22 protein-coding genes are annotated in these 21,687 nt (G+C 73.7%); 6 read left to right on the top strand and 16 right to left on the bottom strand.

Going from position 1 to position 21,687, the window contains the following annotated elements; genetic code table 11:
* Positions 1–36: 36 nt before the first annotated feature.
* The 4 genes from chvE to ABZ261_RS06405 form a co-directional block, all read right to left on the bottom strand.
* Entirely contained in the window at positions 37–1,146 is a 1,110-nt protein-coding gene (gene chvE / locus ABZ261_RS06420; RefSeq protein WP_356856152.1) for a multiple monosaccharide ABC transporter substrate-binding protein, read from the bottom strand.
* 104 nt (positions 1,147–1,250) lie between these two features.
* A complete protein-coding gene (locus ABZ261_RS06415; RefSeq protein ID WP_356855898.1) occupies positions 1,251–2,228 on the bottom strand; it encodes a hypothetical protein in 978 nt (325 codons plus the stop codon).
* Positions 2,229–2,338: 110 nt separating this feature from the next.
* Positions 2,339–3,343: an alcohol dehydrogenase catalytic domain-containing protein gene (locus ABZ261_RS06410; RefSeq protein ID WP_356855896.1), complete on the bottom strand. Its 1,005-nt coding sequence runs from the start codon at positions 3,341–3,343 to the stop codon at positions 2,339–2,341.
* Entirely contained in the window at positions 3,340–4,497 is a 1,158-nt protein-coding gene (locus ABZ261_RS06405) for a mandelate racemase/muconate lactonizing enzyme family protein (protein ID WP_356855894.1), read from the bottom strand. The genes ABZ261_RS06410 and ABZ261_RS06405 overlap by 4 nt, the downstream gene beginning before the upstream one ends.
* A gap of 202 nt (positions 4,498–4,699) precedes the next feature.
* Here ABZ261_RS06405 and ABZ261_RS06400 point away from each other — a divergent pair, with 202 nt between their 5' ends.
* Positions 4,700–5,602: a hypothetical protein gene (locus ABZ261_RS06400; RefSeq protein ID WP_356855892.1), complete on the top strand. Its 903-nt coding sequence runs from the start codon at positions 4,700–4,702 to the stop codon at positions 5,600–5,602.
* A 159-nt stretch (positions 5,603–5,761) separates the two neighbouring features.
* Here ABZ261_RS06400 and ABZ261_RS06395 read toward each other — a convergent pair whose 3' ends face one another.
* Entirely contained in the window at positions 5,762–6,796 is a 1,035-nt protein-coding gene (locus tag ABZ261_RS06395; protein WP_356855890.1) for an NADP-dependent oxidoreductase, read from the bottom strand.
* An 88-nt stretch (positions 6,797–6,884) separates the two neighbouring features.
* Here ABZ261_RS06395 and ABZ261_RS06390 point away from each other — a divergent pair, with 88 nt between their 5' ends.
* Both ABZ261_RS06390 and ABZ261_RS06385 read left to right on the top strand, forming a co-directional pair.
* Positions 6,885–7,322 carry a MarR family transcriptional regulator gene (locus ABZ261_RS06390; RefSeq protein WP_356855888.1) on the top strand — a complete coding sequence of 146 codons (438 nt, stop codon included), beginning with the start codon at positions 6,885–6,887 and terminating at the stop codon, positions 7,320–7,322.
* Between the two features lie 38 nt (positions 7,323–7,360).
* On the top strand, positions 7,361–8,164 hold the full coding sequence (locus ABZ261_RS06385) for an EI24 domain-containing protein (RefSeq protein WP_356855886.1): 804 nt from the start codon (positions 7,361–7,363) through the stop codon (positions 8,162–8,164).
* 51 nt (positions 8,165–8,215) lie between these two features.
* Here the strand turns inward: ABZ261_RS06385 and ABZ261_RS06380 are convergent, their stop codons facing one another.
* The gene (locus ABZ261_RS06380; RefSeq protein WP_356855884.1) at positions 8,216–9,475 is read right to left on the bottom strand and encodes a pyroglutamyl peptidase; all 1,260 of its coding nucleotides are present in this window, start codon (positions 9,473–9,475) and stop codon (positions 8,216–8,218) included.
* A gap of 389 nt (positions 9,476–9,864) precedes the next feature.
* Entirely contained in the window at positions 9,865–10,746 is an 882-nt protein-coding gene (locus ABZ261_RS06375) for an SGNH/GDSL hydrolase family protein (protein WP_356855882.1), read from the bottom strand.
* A 253-nt stretch (positions 10,747–10,999) separates the two neighbouring features.
* On the opposite strand from ABZ261_RS06375, the gene ABZ261_RS06370 reads away from it, so the two are divergent.
* Positions 11,000–11,494 (top strand): DUF3145 domain-containing protein, encoded by a 495-nt coding sequence (locus ABZ261_RS06370; RefSeq protein WP_356855880.1) that lies wholly within the window; start codon positions 11,000–11,002, stop codon positions 11,492–11,494.
* Between the two features lie 101 nt (positions 11,495–11,595).
* Here the strand turns inward: ABZ261_RS06370 and fabF are convergent, their stop codons facing one another.
* The 5 genes from fabF to fasR form a co-directional block, all read right to left on the bottom strand.
* Positions 11,596–12,858 (bottom strand): beta-ketoacyl-ACP synthase II, encoded by a 1,263-nt coding sequence (gene fabF / locus ABZ261_RS06365; protein ID WP_356855878.1) that lies wholly within the window; start codon positions 12,856–12,858, stop codon positions 11,596–11,598.
* Between the two features lie 81 nt (positions 12,859–12,939).
* Entirely contained in the window at positions 12,940–13,188 is a 249-nt protein-coding gene (locus ABZ261_RS06360; protein ID WP_014672482.1) for an acyl carrier protein, read from the bottom strand.
* Positions 13,189–13,268: 80 nt separating this feature from the next.
* On the bottom strand, positions 13,269–14,300 hold the full coding sequence (locus ABZ261_RS06355) for a ketoacyl-ACP synthase III (protein WP_356855876.1): 1,032 nt from the start codon (positions 14,298–14,300) through the stop codon (positions 13,269–13,271).
* Between the two features lie 10 nt (positions 14,301–14,310).
* Positions 14,311–15,237, bottom strand: a complete 927-nt coding sequence (locus ABZ261_RS06350; protein WP_356855874.1) for an ACP S-malonyltransferase — start codon at positions 15,235–15,237, stop codon at positions 14,311–14,313.
* Between the two features lie 89 nt (positions 15,238–15,326).
* Entirely contained in the window at positions 15,327–16,532 is a 1,206-nt protein-coding gene (gene fasR, locus ABZ261_RS06345) for a fatty acid biosynthesis transcriptional regulator FasR (RefSeq protein WP_356855872.1), read from the bottom strand.
* Between the two features lie 98 nt (positions 16,533–16,630).
* Here fasR and ABZ261_RS06340 point away from each other — a divergent pair, with 98 nt between their 5' ends.
* The gene (locus ABZ261_RS06340) at positions 16,631–17,284 is read left to right on the top strand and encodes a pirin family protein (protein WP_356856150.1); all 654 of its coding nucleotides are present in this window, start codon (positions 16,631–16,633) and stop codon (positions 17,282–17,284) included.
* 65 nt (positions 17,285–17,349) lie between these two features.
* On the opposite strand, the gene ABZ261_RS06335 is transcribed toward ABZ261_RS06340, so the two are convergent.
* Entirely contained in the window at positions 17,350–18,171 is an 822-nt protein-coding gene (locus tag ABZ261_RS06335; protein ID WP_356855870.1) for a serine hydrolase domain-containing protein, read from the bottom strand.
* A 133-nt stretch (positions 18,172–18,304) separates the two neighbouring features.
* Between ABZ261_RS06335 and ABZ261_RS06330 the strand changes: the two genes are divergently transcribed.
* The gene (locus ABZ261_RS06330; protein WP_356855868.1) at positions 18,305–18,760 is read left to right on the top strand and encodes a MerR family transcriptional regulator; all 456 of its coding nucleotides are present in this window, start codon (positions 18,305–18,307) and stop codon (positions 18,758–18,760) included.
* A gap of 22 nt (positions 18,761–18,782) precedes the next feature.
* Here the strand turns inward: ABZ261_RS06330 and ABZ261_RS06325 are convergent, their stop codons facing one another.
* The 3 genes from ABZ261_RS06325 to ABZ261_RS06315 form a co-directional block, all read right to left on the bottom strand.
* Positions 18,783–19,631 (bottom strand): DUF4429 domain-containing protein, encoded by an 849-nt coding sequence (locus ABZ261_RS06325; protein ID WP_356855866.1) that lies wholly within the window; start codon positions 19,629–19,631, stop codon positions 18,783–18,785.
* Positions 19,632–19,697: 66 nt separating this feature from the next.
* Positions 19,698–20,915 carry an alpha/beta hydrolase gene (locus ABZ261_RS06320; RefSeq protein ID WP_356855864.1) on the bottom strand — a complete coding sequence of 406 codons (1,218 nt, stop codon included), beginning with the start codon at positions 20,913–20,915 and terminating at the stop codon, positions 19,698–19,700.
* A gap of 120 nt (positions 20,916–21,035) precedes the next feature.
* A complete protein-coding gene (locus ABZ261_RS06315) occupies positions 21,036–21,662 on the bottom strand; it encodes a TetR family transcriptional regulator (protein WP_356855862.1) in 627 nt (208 codons plus the stop codon).
* Positions 21,663–21,687: the final 25 nt, after the last annotated feature.

Below are 21,687 nucleotides of genomic sequence, written 5' to 3'. Positions count from 1 at the left end.
GCCGTACCTTCCGATCGAAGAGGGGACAGGAGCGGGTCACTTCAGCTCGGACTCGGTGTAGTAGCCGCCGCCGACCAGGACCTCGCGGTAGTTGGACTTGTCGACGCTGACCGGCTGGAGCAGGTGGGCGGGCACGACCTTGACGCCGTTGTCGTACGTCTTGGTGTCGTTGACCTGCGGCTTCTTGCCCTTCAGGGAGTCGTCCAGCATCGTCGCGGCGACGTCGGCGAGCTTGCGGAGGTCCTTGTAGACGGTCTGCGTCTGCTGCCCGGCGATGATCGACTTCACCGAGGCCAGCTCGGCGTCCTGGCCCGTGACGACCGGCAGCGGCTTGGCCGCCGAGCCGTAGCCGTCGGACTTCAGCGCGGACAGGACGCCGATGGAGATGCCGTCGTACGGCGAGAGGACCGCGTCGACCCTGCCGGACCTGTAGGAGGAGGTGAGGATGTCCTCCATGCGCTTCTGCGCGGTGGTGCCGTCCCAGCGCAGGGTGGTGACCTGGTTGAGCGCGGTCTGCCCGGACCTGACCACCAGCCGCTTGTCGTCGAGGTAGGGCCGGAGCACCTTCATCGCGCCGGAGAAGAAGTACTTGGTGTTGTTGTCGTCGTTCGAACCGGCGAACAGCTCGATGCTGAACGGGCCCTTGCGGCCCTTGTCCAGCCCGAGCCTGTGCACGATGTACCGGCCCTGGAGCGTGCCGACCTTCTCGTTGTCGAAGGAGGCGTAGTAGTCGACGTTCGGGGTGCCGAGGATGAGACGGTCGTAGGCGATGACCGGGATGTGCGCGTCGGCGGCCTCCTGCAGGACGTTGGCGAGCGACTTGTTGTCGATCGCCGCGACGATCAGGCCCTTGACGCCCTGTGTGATGAGGTTCTCCAGCTGCGCCACCTGGGTGTCCGGGTCGTCCTCGCCGTAGACCAGCTTGGTCCTGTACCCCTTGGCGCGCAGGTCCTTCACGACGTTGGCGCCGTCGGAGATCCAGCGCTCGGAGGACTTGGTCGGCATGGCGATGCCGATGGTGGCGCCCTTGGTGTCGCCCGGCTTCTCCTCGCTGCCGCCGTCGCCGCTCCGGCCGCAGGCGGTGAGGACGAGGGCGAGCGAGGCCGCTCCGGCTGTCGCGGCGAGGGCGCCTCTGCGCGTGCGCATGGTCATCGTCCCTGTCCTTCTCTCCGTCGAGGTGTTCGGGGGGAATGCGGTGGAAGCGCCCTGAGGGGGGCGCGGGGAACTGCGCGGCCCGCGGCACCGGCCGGTCATCCGGCGGCGCCTTCGGTGGGGAACCGGTGCAGCGGGCCCGGCAGCCGGGAGCCGAGCGGCGCCATGTCGCCGTCCGCGCCGTGCCGGGCGAGCAGGTCCAGGGCGAGCCGGCCGCGCCGCACCCGCTCCCGGGCGGTGTCCAGGGTCACGTCCCGCAGGTGGGCGCCCCACGGGTAGATGCCGGGGGCCCTGGACAGGCCGAACTTCAGGTAGAGCGGTGCGCCGCGCCGGATCAGCTCGGCGACCTCGTACATCCGCACATAGCCGCCGAGGTCGTCGGGGGCCTCGATGTACATGTCCATGGGGGCGCCGGACACCCGGCGGATCTCAGTGACGTGATCGAGCGTCAGGTCGCTGGGCACGTTGACGGAGTCGGCGCCGAGCCGCTCGTACACCGCGTACGAGGCCGGGTTGACCGGACCGATGAGCGCCGAGACCTTCAGCGTGGTGTCGGCCGGCAGGATGCCCCGCTGCCGGGCCCGGTGCAGCGTCCACAGCACGCCTTCGTCCGCCACCAGCAGGCACCTGACGCCCAGTTCGGTGGCCCGGACGGCGTCCTCGACGCAGCCGGCGACGGCGTCGTGGCCCCGGGCGCGCGGTCCGGCCCCCCGCGAGTCGGAGCGCGCCGAGCCGCCGATGTCCCAGGTGCCGCGCGGGCCGGTGAACAGGCACAGTTCGATGTCGCGTGCGCCGGTCGCCTCGACCATCTCGGTGATCTCGGCGTCGGTGAGCATCCACACGCCGCTGCCCTGGCTGATCCGGTGGACCGGCACGTCGAGGCGCGCGGCCTCCTCCAGGACGGCCGCCAGCGCTTCGGGACCCTCGCACGAGGGGATCTCGGTGCGCCAGCGGCCGCCGCCCGGCAACGTGTGGGGGGAGGCGTCGGCGGGGTCGGGGGCGGGCGCGCCCAGGCCGAGCGCGGCGAGCACCTGCTCGCCGGGCCGGCGGGCCGCCGGGGCGGAGGCGTCGGTCACAAGCCCTCCTTCGTGTTCGGTATGTCGGACGGAGTTCGGGAAGACGGGCGGAGGAGAGCGAGGGGGGTCGCCGGCCGGGACGCCGTCAGGTCGCGCCCCGGCCGGCGTCGCTAGGGGCGCAGCAGCACCTTGCCCACGCCCGGATCACCGGCCCCGACCAGCTCCATGGCCCGCGGGAAGTCGGCCAGCGGCAGCTCGTGCGTGACCAGCGGCAGCGGCTCCAGCAGCCCTGCGCCGAACACCCGCACCGCGTGCGCCCAGGCGCCCGGCGGCGCACCGAACACCGTGCGCACCTCCACCTGCCGTACGACGAGGTCGGTGGGGTCCAGCCCGTCCGCGCCCGGCGCCGGGATCCCGGTGAGGACCAGGCGCCCCCCGCGCCGGAGCAGGGCGGCGCCGGAGCGGGCGGCGGACGCCGACCCGGCCGCCTCGACCACCACGTCGAAGTCACCGGGCAGCCGCCGGCCGCCGAGCCGGAAGCCGGTGGCGCCGAACCGCCTGGACAGCGCTTCCCGGTCGTCGCGGAGGCCCACCACCAGCAGCTCCGCCGGCGAGACGGCCCTCAGGAACTGCACGGCGAGCATGCCGAGCGTGCCCGTGCCGACCACCGCGACCCGCTCGCCCGGCCGGACGTCGGCCTTCAGCACCGCGGCGGCGACGCAGGCGGCCGGCTCCAGCAGCGCCGCGGCGGTGAGGTCGGCCCCGTCCGGCAGGACGTGCAGCAGCCGGGCGGGCAGGGTCAGCGTGGCCGCCATGGCGCCGGGCCGGGTGAAGCCGGTCTCCTCGTACCCGGCCGTGCACAGCGTGGTCTCGCCCGCGTGGCAGCGGTCGCAGACCTGGCAGTTGCGGAAGCCCTCGCCGACGACCCCGCGGCCGACGAGGTCCGCCGGCGCCCCGGCGCCCACGGCCCGCACGGTCCCGGACCACTCGTGCCCGGGCGTGAGCGGATACCGCACGTACCCCTTGGGCCGGCCGCCCCGGTAGACCTCGCGGTCGCTGCCGCAGACGCCGACCGCGTGCACGGCCACCAGCGCCTCGCCCGGCCCCGGCTCGCGGGGCGTGTGGGCCTCGACCCGGTGCACGCCGGGCGCCTCGACCACGACCTGGGAACTCACCGGGAGCCCTTCGGCCTGCGCTGCTCCCAGCCCTCGGCCCACAGGTCGAACCGGGCCTGCTGCTGCGGGAACTCGGCCGCCGCGTCGACGTCCAGCTCGACGCCGAGGCCGGGTGCGTCGGACAGGTGGAAGTACCCGTCCACGACCTGCGGCGCCCCCTTGACCACCTGCTTGATCTCCGCGTCCGCGAAGTCGTTGAAGTGCTCCAGGATCTTGAAGTTCGGGGTGGTGAAGCCGATCTGGAGGGAGGCGGCGGTGAGCACGGAGCCGCCCACGTTGTGCGGGGCCACCAGCATGTAGTGGGCCTCGGCGGTCGCGGCGAGCTTCCGGGTCTCCCAGATGCCGCCGATGTGTCCGACGTCGGGCTGGACGATGTCCACGGCCTGGTCCTCGAACAGCTCGCGGAACTCGATCCGGTCGTGGATGCGCTCACCGGTGGCGACCGGCAGGTCCACCTTCCCGGCGACCTTCCGCAGCGCCTTCAGGTTCTCCGGCGGCACCGGCTCCTCCAGCCAGGCCGGCTCGAACGGGGCCATCTCCCCGGCCAGCCGGACGGCGGTGGCGGGGGAGAAGCGGCCGTGCATCTCCAGCATCAGCTCGGTGTCCGGGCCGACGGCGTCCCGTACGGCCTCGATGAGCGAGACGGCGTACAGGGTCTCCCGGCGGTCCAGCTCGAAGCGCCCGGTGCCGAACGGGTCGATCTTCAGCGCCTTGTAACCGCGCTCCACGACCCGCTGCGCGGCCTCGTGGTAGGCCTCCGGGGTCCGTTCGGTCGTGTACCAGCCGTTGGCGTACGCCTTGACCCGGTCGGTGACCCTGCCGCCGAGCAGCTGCCAGACCGGCACGCCGAGGGCCTTGCCCTTGATGTCCCAGCACGCCGTCTCGACGACCGCGATGCCGGACATCACGATCTCCCCGGCGCGGCCGTAGTCGCCGTACTTCATGCGGCGCACCAGGTCCTCGACGGCGAACGGGTCCGCGCCGAGGATGTGGTTGGCCTCGGCCTCCCGGAGGTAGCCGAGCAGCGCGTCGGTGCGGCCGAGCATCCGGGTCTCGCCGACCCCCGTGATGCCCTCGTCGGTGTGCACCTGGACGTAGGTCAGGTTCCGCCACGGTGTGCCGACCACGTGCGTGCTGATTCCGGTGATGCGCACGGCAGTTGCCCCTCAGCCTGTTCGATATTTCGTCACGCGTTCGAAATGTTGGCGTGACAGTAAGGAGGGGGCGAGGGGGGTGTCAATGGGTCGAACGGGTGGCGGTTGGGGCGCGGACTTCGAAAACCGTTCCGATTCCACACGGAACCTTCACAGTCACACCTGGAAGCCGAGCGTTTTCGGACTCTAGTCTTCCCGCGTCATGGACTTCTGCCTCCCGTGCCGACGGCACCTCAACGGCGCCCTGGCCTGCCCGGGGTGCGGAACACCGGCCGAGCGGCTCGCCGTGCCCGCGGGCGTGCCGGTCGCCCGGACGACGGGGCACGGGCCCGCGCAGGCCCAGCCGCCGGCCGGGGCGCAGCCGGGCCCTGCGGACGAGGGGCACGGGTACGAAGGACACGCGCCCGAGGAGCCGTACCCCGGCCTGGGCGCGGCCGGGGCCGCGGAGCACGGGCAGCCGGAGGAGACCGGCGCGGCCGGCGAGGGCGACGGCTTCGATGCCGCCGGTGAGGACCCCGCCGCCTCCGCCGGCCGGCGACCGGGCGACGACGGGAGCCGGCGGGACCGGAAGGCCGCCGCGCACCGGCGCCGCCGTCGCCGCACCGTGCTGGTCGCGGCCGGCTTCGTGCTCGCGGCGGGCGTGCTCAGCCTCGCCGAACTCGGCACGGACGTGCCCTTCTCGCCGTTCTCCCACGACGCGCCCGGCTCCGCCGGGGACGCCACGCCGGACGGCGGCGCGGCCTCCCCCGCGCCGGACGTCACCGCCGTCCCGGTCGACGCCGTCTCCGGCGCCTCCCCGGACGCGGACGCCTCCGCCTCCCCCGACGGCTCCGCCTCCGCGTCGGCCTCCGCGTCCCCGAAGGACAAGGAGGAGGGCAAGGAGGGCAAGGACCAGGACAAGGGTGCCGCTTCCCCCTCCGCCGGGAAGTCCCGCAGGGAGCGGCAGTCGGCCGGCACGGGTTCCGGGGCGCCCGGCGCCAGCCCCGCCGCACCGGCCCCCACCGCACCCGCCGCGAGTCCCACCGCGACGCCCACCACCGCCGCCCCCAGCCCCCGGCCGTCGCCCGGCAGGACCTGCGACCGCGTCCTGTGGTGGTGCACCTGACCCCCGCCGGCCGCCCGCGCATCCTGTGACGACGCAGCCGCACCCCACGTCCAAGGGTGCGGCTGCCGTCGTGCGCAACGACCGGGACGGGCAGGCGTCACGCGTGCGCTCCCCGCGCCCCCCGCGCGGCGCCCCTCGCGCGGGCGCCCCGGCCGGGTGTCAGAGCCGGACGACCATCTTGCCGATGTTGTCGCCGCGCAGGACCCCGAGGAACGCCTCCAGGGTGTTCTCGATCCCCTCGACCACGGTCTCGCGGTACTTCAGCGCGCCCGAGGCCACCCACGGGCCGACCTCCTGGACGAACTGCGGCTGCAGGTCGTAGTGGTCGCCGACCAGGAAGCCCTCGATGCGGCCGCGGGTCTGGATCAGCCGGGCGAGGTTCTTCGGGCCCGGGGCGGGCTCGGTGTCGTTGTACACCGAGATCATGCCGCAGACGGCGATCCGGCCGCCCTTGTTCAGGGAGCCGATGGCGGCCTCCAGGTGCTCCCCGCCGACATTGTCGAAGTAGACGTCGATGCCGTCGGGCGCGGCCCGCCGCAACTGCTCGCTGACGCGCCCGTTGCGGTAGTTGAACGCGGCGTCGAACCCGTACTCCTCCACCAGCAGCTCGACCTTCTCGTCGGACCCGGCCGAGCCGACGACCCGTGAGGCGCCCTTGAGCCGGGCGAGCTGCCCGACCTGGCTGCCGACGGCGCCCGCCGCGCCGGAGACGAACACGGCGTCGCCCTCCCGGAAGGAGGCGGTCCGCAGCAGGCCGGCGTAGGCGGTCAGGCCGGTCATGCCGAGCACGCCGAGGTACGCCGACAGGGGCACGTCCCATGCGCCGGCGTCGACCGGGACGGCGGGGACGGCCGTCGGGCCCACCTTGACGGCGTGCCGGGCGTCCACCACCGCGTACTCCCGCCAGCCGAGGAAGTGCAGGACGTGGTCGCCGGCCGAGATGCCCTCGGCGCGGGACTCGACCACCTCGCCGACGGCGCCGCCCTGCATGACCGCGCCCAGCTCGAAGGGGGCCACGTACGACTTCGCGGCGCTCATCCGGCCGCGCATGTACGGGTCCACGGAGAGATAGGTGTTCCGCACCAGCACCTGACCCTCGCCCGGGGCCGGGACCGGCGCCTCGACCAGGGCGAAGTCCTCGGGCTTCGGCCAGCCGACGGGACGGCTGAGCAGGTGCCACTCGCGGTTGATCATGATGGGGCCTCTCCTGTTACTTCAGTACCTGAAACAACCATGCTCCTGAATATTTCAGGGTGTCAAGTAACCGGGTATCCTGGTCGGCATGCCCACTCCATCGAGGACCCACCGCCCCGACCCGCTCACCCTGGAGGTCGTCGAGCTGATCGGTGACGTCGTGGCCCGCTTCTACGCGGACTACGAGGAGGCGGCGGGCGAGCACGCGCTGACCGGACCGCAGGCCCGGCTGCTCAGCCTGCTCTCGCTGGAGCCGCTGCCCATGCGCAAGCTGGCGCAGAGGCTGAAGTGCGAGCCGTCGAACGTGACCGGGATCGTGGACCGCCTGGAGTCCCGCGGCCTGGTCGAGCGCCGCCCCGACCCGGCCGACCGCCGGGTGAAGGTGGCCGCCGCCACCGAGGAGGGCCGGCGGGTGGCCCGGGACCTGCGCGAGGGCCTCCACTTCGCCCGCGAACCCCTCGCCGGCCTCTCCGAGGAGGAACGCCGCTCACTGCGGGACCTGCTCCGCCGCATGCTGGACGACTGACGGACCCGCCCGGCCGGCGAGCCAGTAGAGTCCTCGGCATGCGCGATCTCGGGGTGGGTTTCGGTTATCTGCTGAAGGGCCAGCGCTGGGTGGCCCGGCACGGCCGGCAGTACGGCTTCGGGCTGCTGCCGGGGCTGATCACGCTGGTGCTGTACGCCGCCGCGCTGGTCGCGCTCGCCCTGTGGGGCGCGGACGCGGTCACCTGGGCGACCCCGTTCGCCGACGACTGGGCGAGCCCCTGGCAGGGCCTGTTCCGCGGCTTCCTGACGGCCGTCCTCTTCGCCCTCGGCCTGCTGCTGTGCGTGCTGACGTTCACCGCCGTCACCCTGCTGGTCGGCCAGCCCTTCTACGAGAACCTCTCGGAGCGCGTCGACGCCGACGTCTCGCCCGACGGCGCCGTCCCGTACTCGGGCCTGCCGCTCTGGCGCGAGCTGTGGGTCTCGGCCCGCGACAGCCTGCGCGTCCTGGTCCGGGCCGGTCTGTGGGGCGTGCTGCTCTTCGCCCTCGGCTTCCTGCCGGGCGTCGGGCAGACCGTCGTCCCCGTGATCGGTTTCTTCGTCACCGGCTTCTTCCTCACCGAGGAACTCGCCGCCGTGGCCCTGCAGCGCCGGGGCGTCGACCTGCGCGCCCGCCTGACCCTGCTGCGCGCCCGCAAGACCCTGGTCTGGGGCTTCGGCACCCCCCTGGGCCTCGCCTTCCTGGTCCCGTTCGCCGCGGTGTTCCTGATGCCGGGCGCGGTCGCGGGCGCCACGCTCCTCGCCCGCGACCTGCTGGGCGAGGAGAACGCCGAAGACGGCGACCCCGCCGGGGACAAGCCCGGCACCCGGCAGACCGCCCGGTGACCCGGGCCCCCGGCGCCGCCACGCGGTGACCGGCCCCGGCCGGGCGCGGCCTCAGCCGCGCCCGCGCCCGGCCGCACCGAGCGCCACCGCCACGATCGACCGCACCTGGCCGATGATGCCGAGGCGGTTGCGCACGAACTCCGGATCGGTGACCGCGCCGGTCGCCGGGTCCGTGTTGCCGGCCCCGAACTGCAGGACGGGCGTGTGCACATGCCCGCCGGGCAGGCCGTGCAGCCCGAGCCGGTCCCGCAGCAGGGTGGCCCGGTAGGCGATCTCGTTGGACAGGTAGTCACCGCCGGCCCCGGCGCGGGCGGTGGAGCCGGGGGTCGGCCCGTCCGGCCGTACGACGGGATCGACCGCTCCCGCCGGGATCTCGGTCACCTCCGTGTGGTCGTGGACGGGGAACGGTCCCGTCCGCGCCGCCGCGATGGCCGCGTACGGCAGGGTGGTGCCCGTCCACTGGGGCCGGGTCGCCGGGTCGGCGACCGGGACGGGGCCGGTCCGCGAGACCCCGTCGTTGTCCGGGAAGCCGCCCCGCCAGGCGCCGTTGGTGCGCTCCACGTCGAACCGCCCGACGCGGCCCTGGCTCACCGTCGCGAACAGGTCCGCCCGCGGCAGGTACGGCCGCAGCGTCCGCTCCACCGTGCCCTCGTCGAAGTCCCGCCAGCGCACCGGGAACACGGCCGCCTCGACGCGCGCCGGCCCCCGCTCCGTCTCGATCACCGTGCCGTCCAGCGCGAGCGCGCTCGCCCCCGACGGGTTGGAGATGCGGACGTCCCGGTCCAGGGTGAAGGGGTCGAAGCCGGTCAGCAGCACCCGGCGCAGCCCTCGCCTCCCCGGGAAGCGGAGGTCGCCCTGACCGCGCGAGGTCCGCTCCAACCGGTCCAGCAGGTCCTGGCGCTGCCGGCTGGTGAGCCCGAACGACGGTTCCCAGGTGCGCAGCCGGCGGGTCATCGCCAGCCGCGCCCAGTACAGCGGCCGGTCGTCGTCCCGGGACAGATCACCGCCCGCCGGGCCCCGCCCCTGCGCCCGCTCCACGGCCCGCCGCCACAGCGCGGACCCCTCGCGCCCGACGATCCGGCGGGCCTGGGCGCAGGACTGCGCCCGCCCCAGATCGCGACGGAACCCGGAGGCCACGGCGTCGAACCCGGAGCGCCGCAGGATCTCCTGCGGCACGGCCCCGTCCAGCCGCCGCTCCTCGACGGTGGGCGAGCCGGCCGCCGGGGCGGCGGACGCCGCAGCGGTGGGGACGGACACCCCGGTCAGCAGGGCCAGGCCGAGCACACCGAGGCGAACACGTAAACCGATCACGGGAGTTCAATGTCCTTCCGTCGCTGCGGGGCGCGTGGTGCGGGCCGCTTCGCGGGCCGGCGCCGTGAACGCCGCCCACCGTACTCGGCTGCGGGCCGGCGGCGGCAGGGCGCCCGGTTCGCGCGCCTCGCCGTGGGCGGGCCCGGGGCGGGACGGCGAAAGCGTGGGCGTGTGTGAAGGGTTCGTACGGGATCGCCGCCGGACGGCCCAGGCGCGGCCGCGGGCCGACCGAGCCGATTAACGTCTGATCGGGACAAGTCCCCCACGCGACCGGGGACCCGTCCCCCTCGAACAGCCCCGGTCCGGGACCTGACCCCTGGACCGGGGCTCGCCTCCCCCGTCACGCCCTCGTCCGGCACGCGGCGGAACCTCCGCCGGCCGCGCCCCGGTCACGGCTTCTCCGCCGTGACCGTCCGGTAGGCGATCTCCGCCAGCCGCGCCTGGCCGTCCCTGCTGGGGTGGAACCAGTCCCAGTGACTGAGCTGACCGGTGCCGAAGCGGTAGTCGTGCACCGCGTTGCCGTCGAAGCGGCAGCGGCGGTCCTCGGCGCAGACGTCCCTCAGCACCTTGTTGTAGGCCACCACCCGCTGCTCCACGGTGTCCCGCCGCAGCATCGCCGCGCCGGTCAGGTCGTCCGCGTCGCCCAGCATCGACGGGCAGACGCCGAGCTTCCACACCTCCTTGCCCAGCGGGCTGGTCCGGCCCTCGGACCACAGCCGCTTCAGGTTCGGCACGCTCGCCACGTACACCTGCGTCCTCGGCAGCGCCGAGCGCAGGACGCCCATCGCCCTGACGAAGTCCGCGCGGAACTCGGACACCGGGGTCATCGCCGACGCCGACGGCCGGCAGGCGTCGTTCGCGCCGACCAGCACCGTCACCAGCTCCGGGCGGCGCGCGGCCGCCCGCGCCATCTGCGCCGGCAGATCGGCCATGCGGGCGCCGGTCACCGCGTAGTTCCAGCTGCGCCGCGCCGCCCCCGTCGCGCCCAGCAGCCGCACCGCCAGGCTGTCCACCCTGGAGTCACCGCCCGTCGCCCACGACGCCTCCGGGCAGTCCGACAGCACCGTGCACGCGTCGAAGCCGCGGGTGATGGAGTCGCCCACCGCGGCGATCGAGTCCGGGCTGCGGTCCCACACCGGCGGCCGGGCCGCATGCGCCTTCGCGGCCCGCGGCGCGGCCGGGGCCCCGCCGGCGTCGCACCCGGCGGCGCCCACCAGCACGGCCGCCACGACGGCGAGGGCGGACCGCACACGGTGGCTTCGCTTCCGCATCGCTGCTGTTCCCCTCGCTCGGTCCGGCCTTCCCTCCCATGACAACGTGCGGGAGTTCCCGGCCGGGCGCCCGGGAACGGCGTACCACCGCACAAGCGTCCCCCTGGGTGAATGGCGGTGTTTTCCTGGCAGCGGGACCGACGGTACGTCACACTCCCCGGCCCGCCGCAGGGTAGCCTCGCCATCAACGCGGCCGTCGTGCCACTGCCGCCCAGCCAGTCCGCAAGATGTCCCGCTCTGCCCGGAGGTTCCGGTGACGACACGTGGAGTTCTGTACGTGCACTCCGCGCCGCGCGCGCTGTGCCCGCACGTCGAGTGGGCCGTCGCCGGGGTGCTCGGCACACGCGTCAGCCTCGACTGGATCCGGCAGCCCGCCGCTCCCGGCACCTGGCGCTCGGAGTTCTCCTGGCAGGGCGAGGCCGGTACCGCCTCCAAGCTGGCCTCCGCGCTGCGCGGCTGGCACCTGCTCCGCTTCGAGGTCACCGCCGAGCCCTGCGCCACCGCCGAGGGCGAGCGCTACAGCTGCACCCCCGACCTCGGCATCTTCCACGCGGTCACCGGCCTGCACGGCGACATCCTCATCCCCGAGGACCGGCTGCGCGCGGCCCTGCAGCGCAGCAAGCGCGGGGAGACCGACCTGGAGGCCGAGCTGGCCAAGCTCCTGGGCAAGCCGTGGGACGACGAACTGGAGCCGTTCCGCTACGCCGGGGAGGGCGCGCCGGTGCGCTGGCTGCACCAGGTGGTGTGACCGTCGGTGTGGCAGCCGGTGTGACAGGCGTGACGCGCCTCGGACTCCCCCCGTACGGCGGAAGGGCCCTCACCAGCCGGTGAGGGCCCTTCCGCGCGTGCTCAGAGGGTCCGGAACGCCAGGACCACGTTGTGCCCGCCGAAGCCGAACGAGTCGTTCAGCGCGGCGATCCGCCCCTCGGGCAGCGCCCGCGCCTCGCCGACGACGACGTCCGCGTTGACCTCGGGGTCCAGGTTCTCCACGTTGACGGTCGGCGGCGCCGTGCGGTTCACCAGCGCCAGGATCGACGCGACGGTCTCCACACCGCCGGCGCCGCCCAGCAGGTGACCGGTCATCGACTTGGTCGCGGAGATCGCCATGTGGTCGACGTCGTCGCCGAAGACCTTCCGCAGCGCCTTGATCTCGGCGACGTCGCCCTGCGGGGTGGACGTGGCGTGCGCGTTGACGTGCACGATCTCGGCCGGCTTCAGATCCGTGCTGTCCAGCAGGTTCTGCAGCGCGTGCGCGATGCCGTTGCCGGACGGCTCCGGCTGGGTGATGTGGTGGGCGTCGGCGGAGATGCCCTGGCCGACGGCCTCCGCGTAGATCCGGGCGCCGCGGGCCTTCGCGTGCTCCTCGGACTCCAGGACGATCACGCCGGCCCCCTCGCCGAGCACGAAGCCGTCACGGGCCGCGTCGAACGGCCGGGAGGCGGCCTGGGGGTCGTCGTTGTTCTTGGACATCGCCATCATGTTGCCGAACGCGGCGATGGGAAGCGGGTGGATGGCGGCCTCGGTGCCACCGGCCACGACCACGTCCGCACGCCCGGTGCGGATCATCTCGATCGCGTACCCGATGGCCTCCGCGCCCGAGGCGCAGGCCGAGACCGGGGTGTGCACGCCGGCGCGGGCGCCCAGCTCGATGCCGACGTTGGCCGCCGGGGAGTTGGGCATCAGCATCGGCACGGTGTGCGGGGAGACGCGGCGTACGCCCCTCTCCTTGAGGACGTCGTACTGGTCCAGGAGGGTCGTCACACCGCCGATGCCGGAGGCGATGACCGCGCCCAGGCGGTCGGGGTTCACGGACGCGTCCTCACCGGCCCTGGCGGTGAAACCGGCGTCCTTCCAGGCCTCCTGAGCGGCGATCAGCGCGAACTGCGCGGACCGGTCCAGCTTGCGGGCCTGCGGGCGGGGGATGATCTCGCCGGGTTCGACGGCGATCTGCGCGGCGATCTTCACCGGCAGCTCGGCCGCCCACTCCTGCTGCAGGAAGCCGACGCCGGACTTGCCGGCGACGAGGGCCTCCCAGGTCGAGGCTGCGTCGCCACCCAGCGGTGTGGTTGCGCCGATACCGGTGACGACCACGGTGCGATTGGTCGGGCTCACGGGGATTCTTTCTCCAACGGATGCGGGATGTACGGCGCCACCGCCGGGTGGCGGGGCCTAGCAGCCTGCCCGAGCGGTGACTCAGGCCTGGTGCTTGAGGATGTATTCGGTCGCGTCGCCGACGGTCTTGAGGTTCTTGACGTCCTCGTCCGGGATCTTCACGTCGAAGCGCTCCTCGGCGGCGACGACGACCTCGACCATGGACAGCGAGTCGACGTCCAGGTCGTCGGTGAAGGACTTGTCCAGCTGGACGTCCTCGGTGGGGATCCCGGCGATCTCGTTCACGATCTCGGCGAGACCGGCGACGATCTCTTCCTGAGTGGCGGCCATGTCAGGCGCTCCTTCTTCCATATCCAGACGGGTTTACGGCATTGTCTCCGCTCCGGACCGCATGATCCGGCACGGAGTGCCTAGGGGAGGGTAACGACCGTTGCGGCGTAGACGAGACCCGCCCCGAATCCGATGACGAGCGCGGTGTCGCCGCTCTTCGCCTCCCCGGTCGCCAGGAGCCGCTCCATCGCGAGCGGGATCGAGGCGGCCGAGGTGTTGCCGGTGGTGCGGATGTCACGGGCGACCGTGACGTGCTCCGGCAGCTTCAGCGTCTTCACCATCGAGTCGATGATCCGCACATTGGCCTGGTGCGGGATGAAGACGTCCAGTTCGTCCGGGGTGATCCCGGCCGCGTCCAGCGCCTGCTGGGCGACCTTCGCCATCTCGAACACGGCCCAGCGGAACACCGCCTGGCCCTCCTGCGTGATCGCAGGGAACTTGATGTTGCCCTTGCTGTCGAGCGGCAGCTCGGACAGGTCGCCGAGCCGGAACCGGTCCCAGGGGACGGTCTGCTTGATCGTCTCGGCCTTGTCGCCCTCGGAGCCCCACACGGTGGGTCCGATCGCCGGCTCCTGCGAGGGCCCGACCACGACCGCGCCCGCGCCGTCGCCGAACAGGAACGCGGTCGCGCGGTCCTCCAGGTCGGTCAGGTCGCTCAGCCGCTCCACGCCGATGACGAGCACATGCTCGGCGGAACCTTCCACCACCATGCCCTTGGCGAGCGTCAGGCCGTAGCCGAAGCCCGCGCAGCCGGCGGAGATGTCGAAGGCGGCGGCCTTGCCGGTGCCGAGGCGGTCGGCGATCTCGGTGGCGACGGCCGGGGTCTGGCTGAAGTGCGACACCGTGGAGACGACCACCGCGCCGATCTGCCCGGCGTCGATGCCGGCGTCCGCGATCGCCTTGCCGGAGGCCTCGATCGCCATCGCGGCCACGGTCTCCTCGGGGCCCGCCCAGTGCCGGGTCTCGATGCCGGAGCGCGAGCGGATCCACTCGTCGGAGGAATCGATCCGCTCCAGGATCACCTCGTTGGGCACCACCCGGGTCGGGCGGTAGCCGCCGACCCCGAGGATGCGCGCGTACGGGGCGCCCTTGGCGGGCTTGATCTTCGCCATGTACGGCTCCTTAGGCGCGGGCGTGCTCGGAGGCGAGCGCGCGGGCCGCGTCGAGGTCGTCGGGGGTCTTCAGGGCGAGCGTCGCGACACCCGGCAGGGCACGCTTGGCCAGACCGGTCAGCGTGCCGCCGGGGCACACCTCGATGAGCGCGGTGACGCCCAGCTCCTTGAAGGTCTCCATGCACAGGTCCCAGCGCACGGGGTTGGCGACCTGGCCGACCAGCCGCTGCAGCACCTCGGCGCCGGAGGCGACGGTCGCGCCGTCCTTGTTGGAGACGTAGGCGACCTTGGGGTCGGCGGGCGTGAGCCTCGCCGCGGCCTCGGCCAGCGCGTCGACCGCGGGGGCCATGTGCTGCGTGTGGAAGGCGCCGGCGACCTTCAGGGCGACGACCTTGCGGACGCCCTCCGGCTTGTCCTCCTCCAGCGCGGCGAGCTGCTCCAGCGTGCCGGCGGCGACGATCTGGCCCGCGCCGTTGATGTTCGCCGGGGTCAGGCCCAGCTTCTTCAGGTGCGGGACGGTCACCTCGGGGTCGCCGCCGAGCAGCGCCGCCATGCCGGTGCGCGTGACCGCGGCGGCGTCGGCCATCGCCAGACCCCGCTTGCGGACCAGACCGAGGGCGGCCGTGTCGTCCAGCACCCCGGCGAAGGCGGCGGCGGTGATCTCGCCGACGCTGTGGCCCGCGACCGCGCCGGGCGCGAGGTCGACGATGTCACCGAGTGCCGCGGCGGACAGGATGCCGGCCGCCACGAGCAGCGGCTGGGCCACGGCGGTGTCACGGATGGCGTCGGCGTCGGCCTGGGTGCCGTAGTGGATGAGGTCCAGGCCGATGGCGTCCGACCACGCGGCCACGCGGTCCGCGGCGCCGGGCAGTTCGAGCCAGGGAGTCAGGAAGCCGGGCGTCTGGGCGCCCTGGCCGGGAGCGACGAGTACGAGCACTCTCACACTCTCTCTTGGTGACGGGCACGGCCGCCCGTGGGGACAGGGACGAAGAACACGAGGGGCTTTTGTGGGCCCCCGACAAAACCCTATGCCTGAGGATCACCGTCGGCCAGACGCCCCAGGATGAGCGCGATCCGCAGTGTGAACGCGGATCGTACATCGGAGGGCGACCACCCGGTGACGTCAGTCACACGTCGAAGCCGGTAGCGCACGGTATTCGGGTGAACGAAAAGCATCCTCGCCGCGCCTTCCAGGCTGCTCGCCTGCTCCAGGTACACACTCAGGGTCTCCAGGAGCGCCGAGCCCGCCTGCTCCAGCGGTCTGTAGATCTCCTCCACCAGTTGCTCGCGCGCGCTCGGATCGCCGGCGATCGCGCGCTCCGGCAGCAGGTCGTCCGCCAGGACCGGACGCGGCGCGTCCTGCCAGGCGGAGCACGCCTTCAGGCCGGCGGCGGCGGCCTGCGCGGACCGGGTGGCGGCCAGCAGATCGGGCACCACGGGGCCCGCGACCACCGGCCCGGCCGCGAACGGCCCGATCAGCGACCTGGCCACGGCGAGCGGATTGTCGCTGCCCCCGGCGACCACGACGAGCCGGTCCCCGAGCACCCCGGTGAGCACCTGCAGCTTGGCGTGGCGGGCGGCCCGCCGGATCGCCTCCACGGTCAGCTCGCTGTCCCCGTCCGGGGCGGTCCCGAGCACGACGCACACATGCTCCGGCGAGTTCCAGCCGAGGGCGGCGGCCCGGCTGACGGCGCCCTCGTCCGCCTCCCCGCTCAGCACGGCGTTCACCACGAGCGACTCCAGGCGCGCGTCCCAGGCACCGCGTGCCTCGGCGGCCTGGGCGTACACCTGGGCGGTGGCGAAGGCGATCTCGCGGGCGTACACCAGCAGCGCCTCCCGCAGGACGGCCTCGTCCCCCGGCGCCGCCACCTCGTCGATGGCGCTCTCCATCACCTCGATCGTGGTGCGCACCATCTCCACGGTCTGCCGCAACGTGATGGCACGGGTCAGTTCGCGCGGCGCGGTCCCGAAGACGTCCGTGGAGATCGCCTGCGGCGCGTCCGGGCGCCGGAACCACTCGGTGAAGGCCGCGATGCCCGCCTGGGCGACCAGCCCGATCCAGGAACGGTTCTCCGGCGGCATGGCCCGGTACCACGGCAGGGTCTCGTCCATCCGCGCGATGGCCTGCGCGGCGAGACTCCCGGAGGACTTCTCCAGCCGCCTCAGGGTCGCGGAGTGCGGGTGGACGGGGCGTGCTGCGGGGTCGCTGGGGTGGGATTCGGGTTCGGGCACGGGGACAAGACTGCCTCATCGCCGCCGGCGCGTGTTCCGCCGGGTCCGCGCCCTGCGTCCCGGCCGGGGCGCCCGGCGGGGCTAACGTGGTGCCCGTGATGGACGTACGGCGCGCCGGCGAGCGCTACCGCGGAGGGGATCCGCAGGCCGGTGTGGACACCCGCCACGCCTTCTCCTTCGGCCCGCACTACGACCCGGGCAATCTGCGCTTCGGCGCGCTGATCGCCTGCAACGAGGAGCGGCTCGCGCCGGGCGCCGGGTTCGGCGAACACCCGCACAGCCACACCGAGATCGTCACCTGGGTGGTCGAGGGCGAGCTGACCCACCGCGACTCCACGGGCCGTGAGACGACGGTCCGCCCCGGAGACGTCCAGCACCTCAGCGCGGCGGCGGGCGTCCGCCACGCCGAACGCAACGACGGCGCCGCACCGCTGACCTTCCTGCAGATGTGGCTGACGCCGCGGGAGCCGGTCGGCGCGCCGTCGTACCGGATCGTGCGCGGCCTCGCCGGCACCGAGCCCTGCCCGGTGCCGGCGGCGGGCGCGGTGCTGCACGTCCGGCGCCTGCAGCCGGGGGAGCGGACCGCCGTGCCGGACGCGGCGTACGTGTACGCGCACGTGGTGCGGGGCGAGGTGCTGCTGGGGGAGGAGCGGCTCGGCGCCGGCGACGCGGCGCGGATCACGGCGGAGAAGGGTCTCGGGGCGGTGGGGGTGACCGCCGCGGAACTGCTGCTGTGGGAGATGGAGCCGTAGGGGGGTCTCGCCCGGCGGGCCCGCGCGGCGTCCCGCGCGCCCCCGCGGCCCGCTCCCGGCCGGCGTCAGCCCCGCAGCTCCGCCAGCACCGCGTCCGTGAACGCCGGCCACGCCTCGATCGCCCAGGGGCCGAACGCCCGGTCCGTCAGCGCGGCGCAGGCCACGCCCGCGTCGGGGTCGATCCACAGGAACGTACCGGACTGCCCGAAATGCCCGAAGGTCCGGGGCGAGGAGGAGCCGCCCGTCCAGTGCGGCGACTTGCCGTCCCGGATCTCGAAGCCCAGCCCCCAGTCGTTCGGGTTCTGGTGCCCGTACCCCGGCAGCACGCCCTTGCGGCCCGGGTACTGCACCGTCATCGCCTCCGCGACCGTCCGCGGATCGAGCAGCCGCGGCGCCTGCACCTCGGCCGCGAACCGCAGCAGGTCCTGCACGGTCGACACCCCGTCCTTCGCCGGCGACCCCTCCAGCGACGTCGACGTCATCCCGAGCGGCTCCAGGACGGCCTGCCGCAGGTACTCGGCGAACGGAATGTCCGTCGCCTTGGCGATGTGGTCCCCGAGCTGCTCGAACCCGGCGTTGGAGTACAGCCGCCGCTCCCCGGCCGGCGCCGTCGCCCGGTGCTCGTCGAAGGCCAGCCCGGAGGTGTGCGCGAGCAGGTGACGGACCGTCGACCCGGGCGGGCCGGCCGGCTCGTCCAGCTCGACCGCGCCCTCCTCGTAGGCGACGAGCGCCGCGTAGGCCGCGAGCGGCTTGGTGACGGAGGCGAGCGGGAAGCGGCGCCCGGCGGGGCCGTGCGTCCCGAGGACGGTCCCGTCGGCTCGTACGACGCCCGCCGCGGCGGAGGGGACGGGCCAGTTCTCGATCAGCGTCAGGCTCTGCAACGACATGCGCCGAGCCTATGCGGCGCGCCGCGGCGGCCGCATGCCGGTCACCGGCTCCCCGGTCACCGGCTCCCCGTCCTGCCGAAATCCCCCTTATCCGCTTGCTTGAAGTCCACTCGAAGGTCATAGCGTGGAGCCCATGACGGTGATGCAGACCACGCCAGCGGCGACCGAGCAGGCCACTTTCGCCGACAGCTGCTCCGGCCCGCCGCGCCGCCCTCCTCGCCCCGACGGCCGGGACCGCTACACGATCAGCGAGGTCGTCGCCCTGACCGGTCTGACCGCGCACACCCTGCGCTGGTACGAGCGCATCGGTCTGATGCCGCACATCGACCGCTCGCACACCGGCCAGCGCCGCTACACCAACCGCGACCTGGACTGGCTGGACTTCGTGGCCAAGCTTCGGCTGACCGGCATGCCGGTGGCGGACATGGTCCGCTACGCGGAGCTGGTGCGCGAGGGCGAGGGCACCTACCCGCAGCGGCGGGCGCTGCTGGAGGCCACCCGCCGGGACGTCCTGGGCCGGATCGCGGAACTGCAGGACACGCTCGCCGTCCTCGACCGCAAGATCAGCTTCTACGCGGCGGAGGCGTAGGCGCGCGGACCTGCCGCGGTCGCTACAGCTCGGCCAGCAGCTCCGCCTTCTTGCCGGCGAACTCCTCGTCGGTGACCAGCCCGGCCCGGTGCAGCTCCCCGAGGTGCCGGATCCGCTCGGCGACGTCCGCGGGGTCGCGCCGCGACGGGGCCGGCGCCGCGGGCGCCGGCCCGCGGGCCCGCACCGCCGCCAGCACGGCCGCGGCGAACGGCAGCGACTCGTGCACCGGCCCGTACCCCAGCCCGAAGACCACCGACGCCGGATCCTGGTCCGGCTGGGCGGGCCGCCCGGCGCCCGGGTCGCGGGGGAGCAGCCGCAGATGCCCCTCGAAGATCTCCGGCGAGCGCCACTCCACCCCGCTCAGCCCGCTCACCGGGAAGCTCTGGTCGCCGGCCTTCCACTTCGCCGAGGACGCCCCCGTCCAGGACCAGCGGAACTGCACCGACGTCCCGTCGAAGGTTGCCTTCCCGTCGTACGCCTTGAACTGCAGCGGCGCCTCGGGGGCCGCCACCAGGTGCCGTTCGGCCGGCCCGGACTCGGTCAGCAGGCCCTTCAGCTCGTCGGCGTAGTACTCGGCGAGGGCCTCCCGCTCGGCGGGCAGCACCAGCCGGTAGGGGTCGGAGCCCTCCTTCAGCTGGCCGTCGGCCGCGTCCATCAGCGGGTCCGCGCCGGGACGGGGCCGCAGCCGCAGCACGACCGTGCCGCGCTTGCCCGGTGCGAGACCCACCGCCTCGACCGCGGACAGCGGGATGCGCCGCTCGCCGAGCGCCTGGAACAGCTTCGGTGTCCGTATCCCCCGTTCGTAGCGGATGAGCACGGAGTCGGACTCGAACTCCCAGACGGCATGAAACCCCGCCAGTACGTCACCCATGCGGCTCATCGTATGCGGCACGTGCCCCTGAGTCGCCACCCGCGCGGACCGCACTTCCTGCTGTCTCTACGCGCGTCCGGCCGTCGTCGCGCCGGACAGGCCGGACCGGCACGCCTCGTCCTGTCGCGCGCACGTCACCGCGCCGTACGCGCCCACGCCGATGTCGGCGAGGTTGCGCAGGCTGTCCGTGCCCGGTTCGAAGTAGCCGCCGTGGCCCCGGGCGTCCCGCGCCGACAGCACCCGCGCCCCGAACGCCGAGGACACCGGGTCCGCGCCGTGCCCGAGGCCGCCGAGCTCCAGGTACGGCACGTCCTGCACCCAGTCGGTGGCGTCCCGCATGGCCCACACCCGGGCCTTCGTGCGCAGGTGGGCGGCCCGGGTGACGCGCATGCCGGGACTCGCGGCCACGGCTATGTCGGCCACCCGGCGGGGCATGCCGGGCGCGGCGACCCCGCAGACCACCGAGCCGTAGCTGTGGCAGAACATCGACACCGTGGACCGGCCGGGCAGGGCGCGCAGCAGCGCGTTCAGCCGCAGGGCGCCCTCCTGGGCGCGCAGACCGGTGGCCGCGTCCACGCCCAGGCCGTCGGGGGAGGTGTAGTCGGCCCAGGCGATCACCGCCGTGCGGATGGTGGGGCCGGCCGCCTGCTCGGCCGCGTAGAGGGCCTCGGCCATGCCGACCGGGGCGCTGTAGCGGCGGTAGGTCCGCTGGAAGGTCAGCAGGTCGGTGTCGACGCCGGGGACCACGACGGAGACCCGCTGGGCCGTGGTGAGGTCCCCGAACACCTCCGCGACCCGGCCCGAGCCCTCGGGGTCGAAGGCCAGGATGTGCCGGCCGGGGCGCAGCAAGGACCGGTAACGGTCCATCCGCCGGCCCGCGTCCTGCTGCCCCGCGGTGCTGAGCCGGTCGTCGTGCATGCGCTTCTTCTCGGCCCTGCGCGCCTGGTCGATGGCGATGCGGTTGGCCTGGTAGCGCAGCGGGGCGGGGGCGCCGTTCATGTTGCCGACCGCCAGCGGGTAGCGGTGGGCGAGGCGGTCGCGCTCGCGCGGGGTGAGGGAGGTGAAGAAGCGGGCGAGGCGCGCCGGGGCCGCCGCGGGGTCCGGCAGACGGCGGCCGTGGATGCTGCCGTGCTCCCACGCGGCGAGCGAGGCCTGCAGAGAGGTCGACTCCCGGTGACTGCGCAGGGCGGTCCAGCCGGTGGTCGCGAGCATCACGAACACCACGGCCAGGGCCGGCAGCGCACGCCAGACGTCGAGTCGCGGGGAGGTGTCGAAGGAAGTCACTGGAAGGACACACTAGGAGAACGAGAGGGTCTCGGGGTAACCGAGTGACAGGGATCACGGTTTCGGCGTGCGCTTTCCGCTTTCCGGGTGTCTCGCGGGTGCGCCGGTCCGCCGGCGGTCTCAGGAGGCGCGCCAGTGCCCGGTCAGAGCCGAACCCACCTGATCGAGGTACGACGCGGTGAGCGCGCGGATCGCCTCCAGACCGCCGTCCCGGCCGGCGGACCACTGCCGCTCGGAGACCCTGAGCACGCCGCTGAACACGGCCACCGCCAGCCGTGGCCGCGGATCGGCGTCCACGTCCACGCCCTCCCGCTCGGCCAGCACCCGCGCGACGGTCTCCTCCGTCGCCGCCGACCGGCGCAGATGGGCGGCGAGCAGCGCGGGCGTGGTGTCGATCGTGCGGTACATCCGCAGGTACAGCTCGACCGGGACGGCCGACTCCACGGTCTCGCGGAACGTCTCCCAGCCCTCCAGGAACGCCTGCCGCAGCGCCGTCATCGGCGCCTCGTGCGGCGGACGCGCCCGCACGGCCGCCACGAACACGGCCTCCGTCATGTCCTGGACCGCGAAGGCGGCGTCCTCCTTGCCCGCGAAGTAGCGGAAGAAGGTGCGCTGCGAGACGTCGACGGCCGCGGCGATCTCGTCGACGGTCGTCCGCTCGTACCCCTGGGTGGTGAACAGTTCGAGAGCGGCCCGCAGCAGCGCCTCCCGGGTACGCCGCTTCTTGCGTTCGCGCAGCGTCTCCATGGCCTCTCTTCCCCGCCTGTGCGTC

The sequence above is a fragment of the Streptomyces sp. NPDC006193 genome, from assembly GCF_040613915.1.
GTDB lineage: Bacteria > Actinomycetota > Actinomycetes > Streptomycetales > Streptomycetaceae > Streptomyces.
This window is presented reverse-complemented; position numbering and strand designations above follow the sequence as displayed.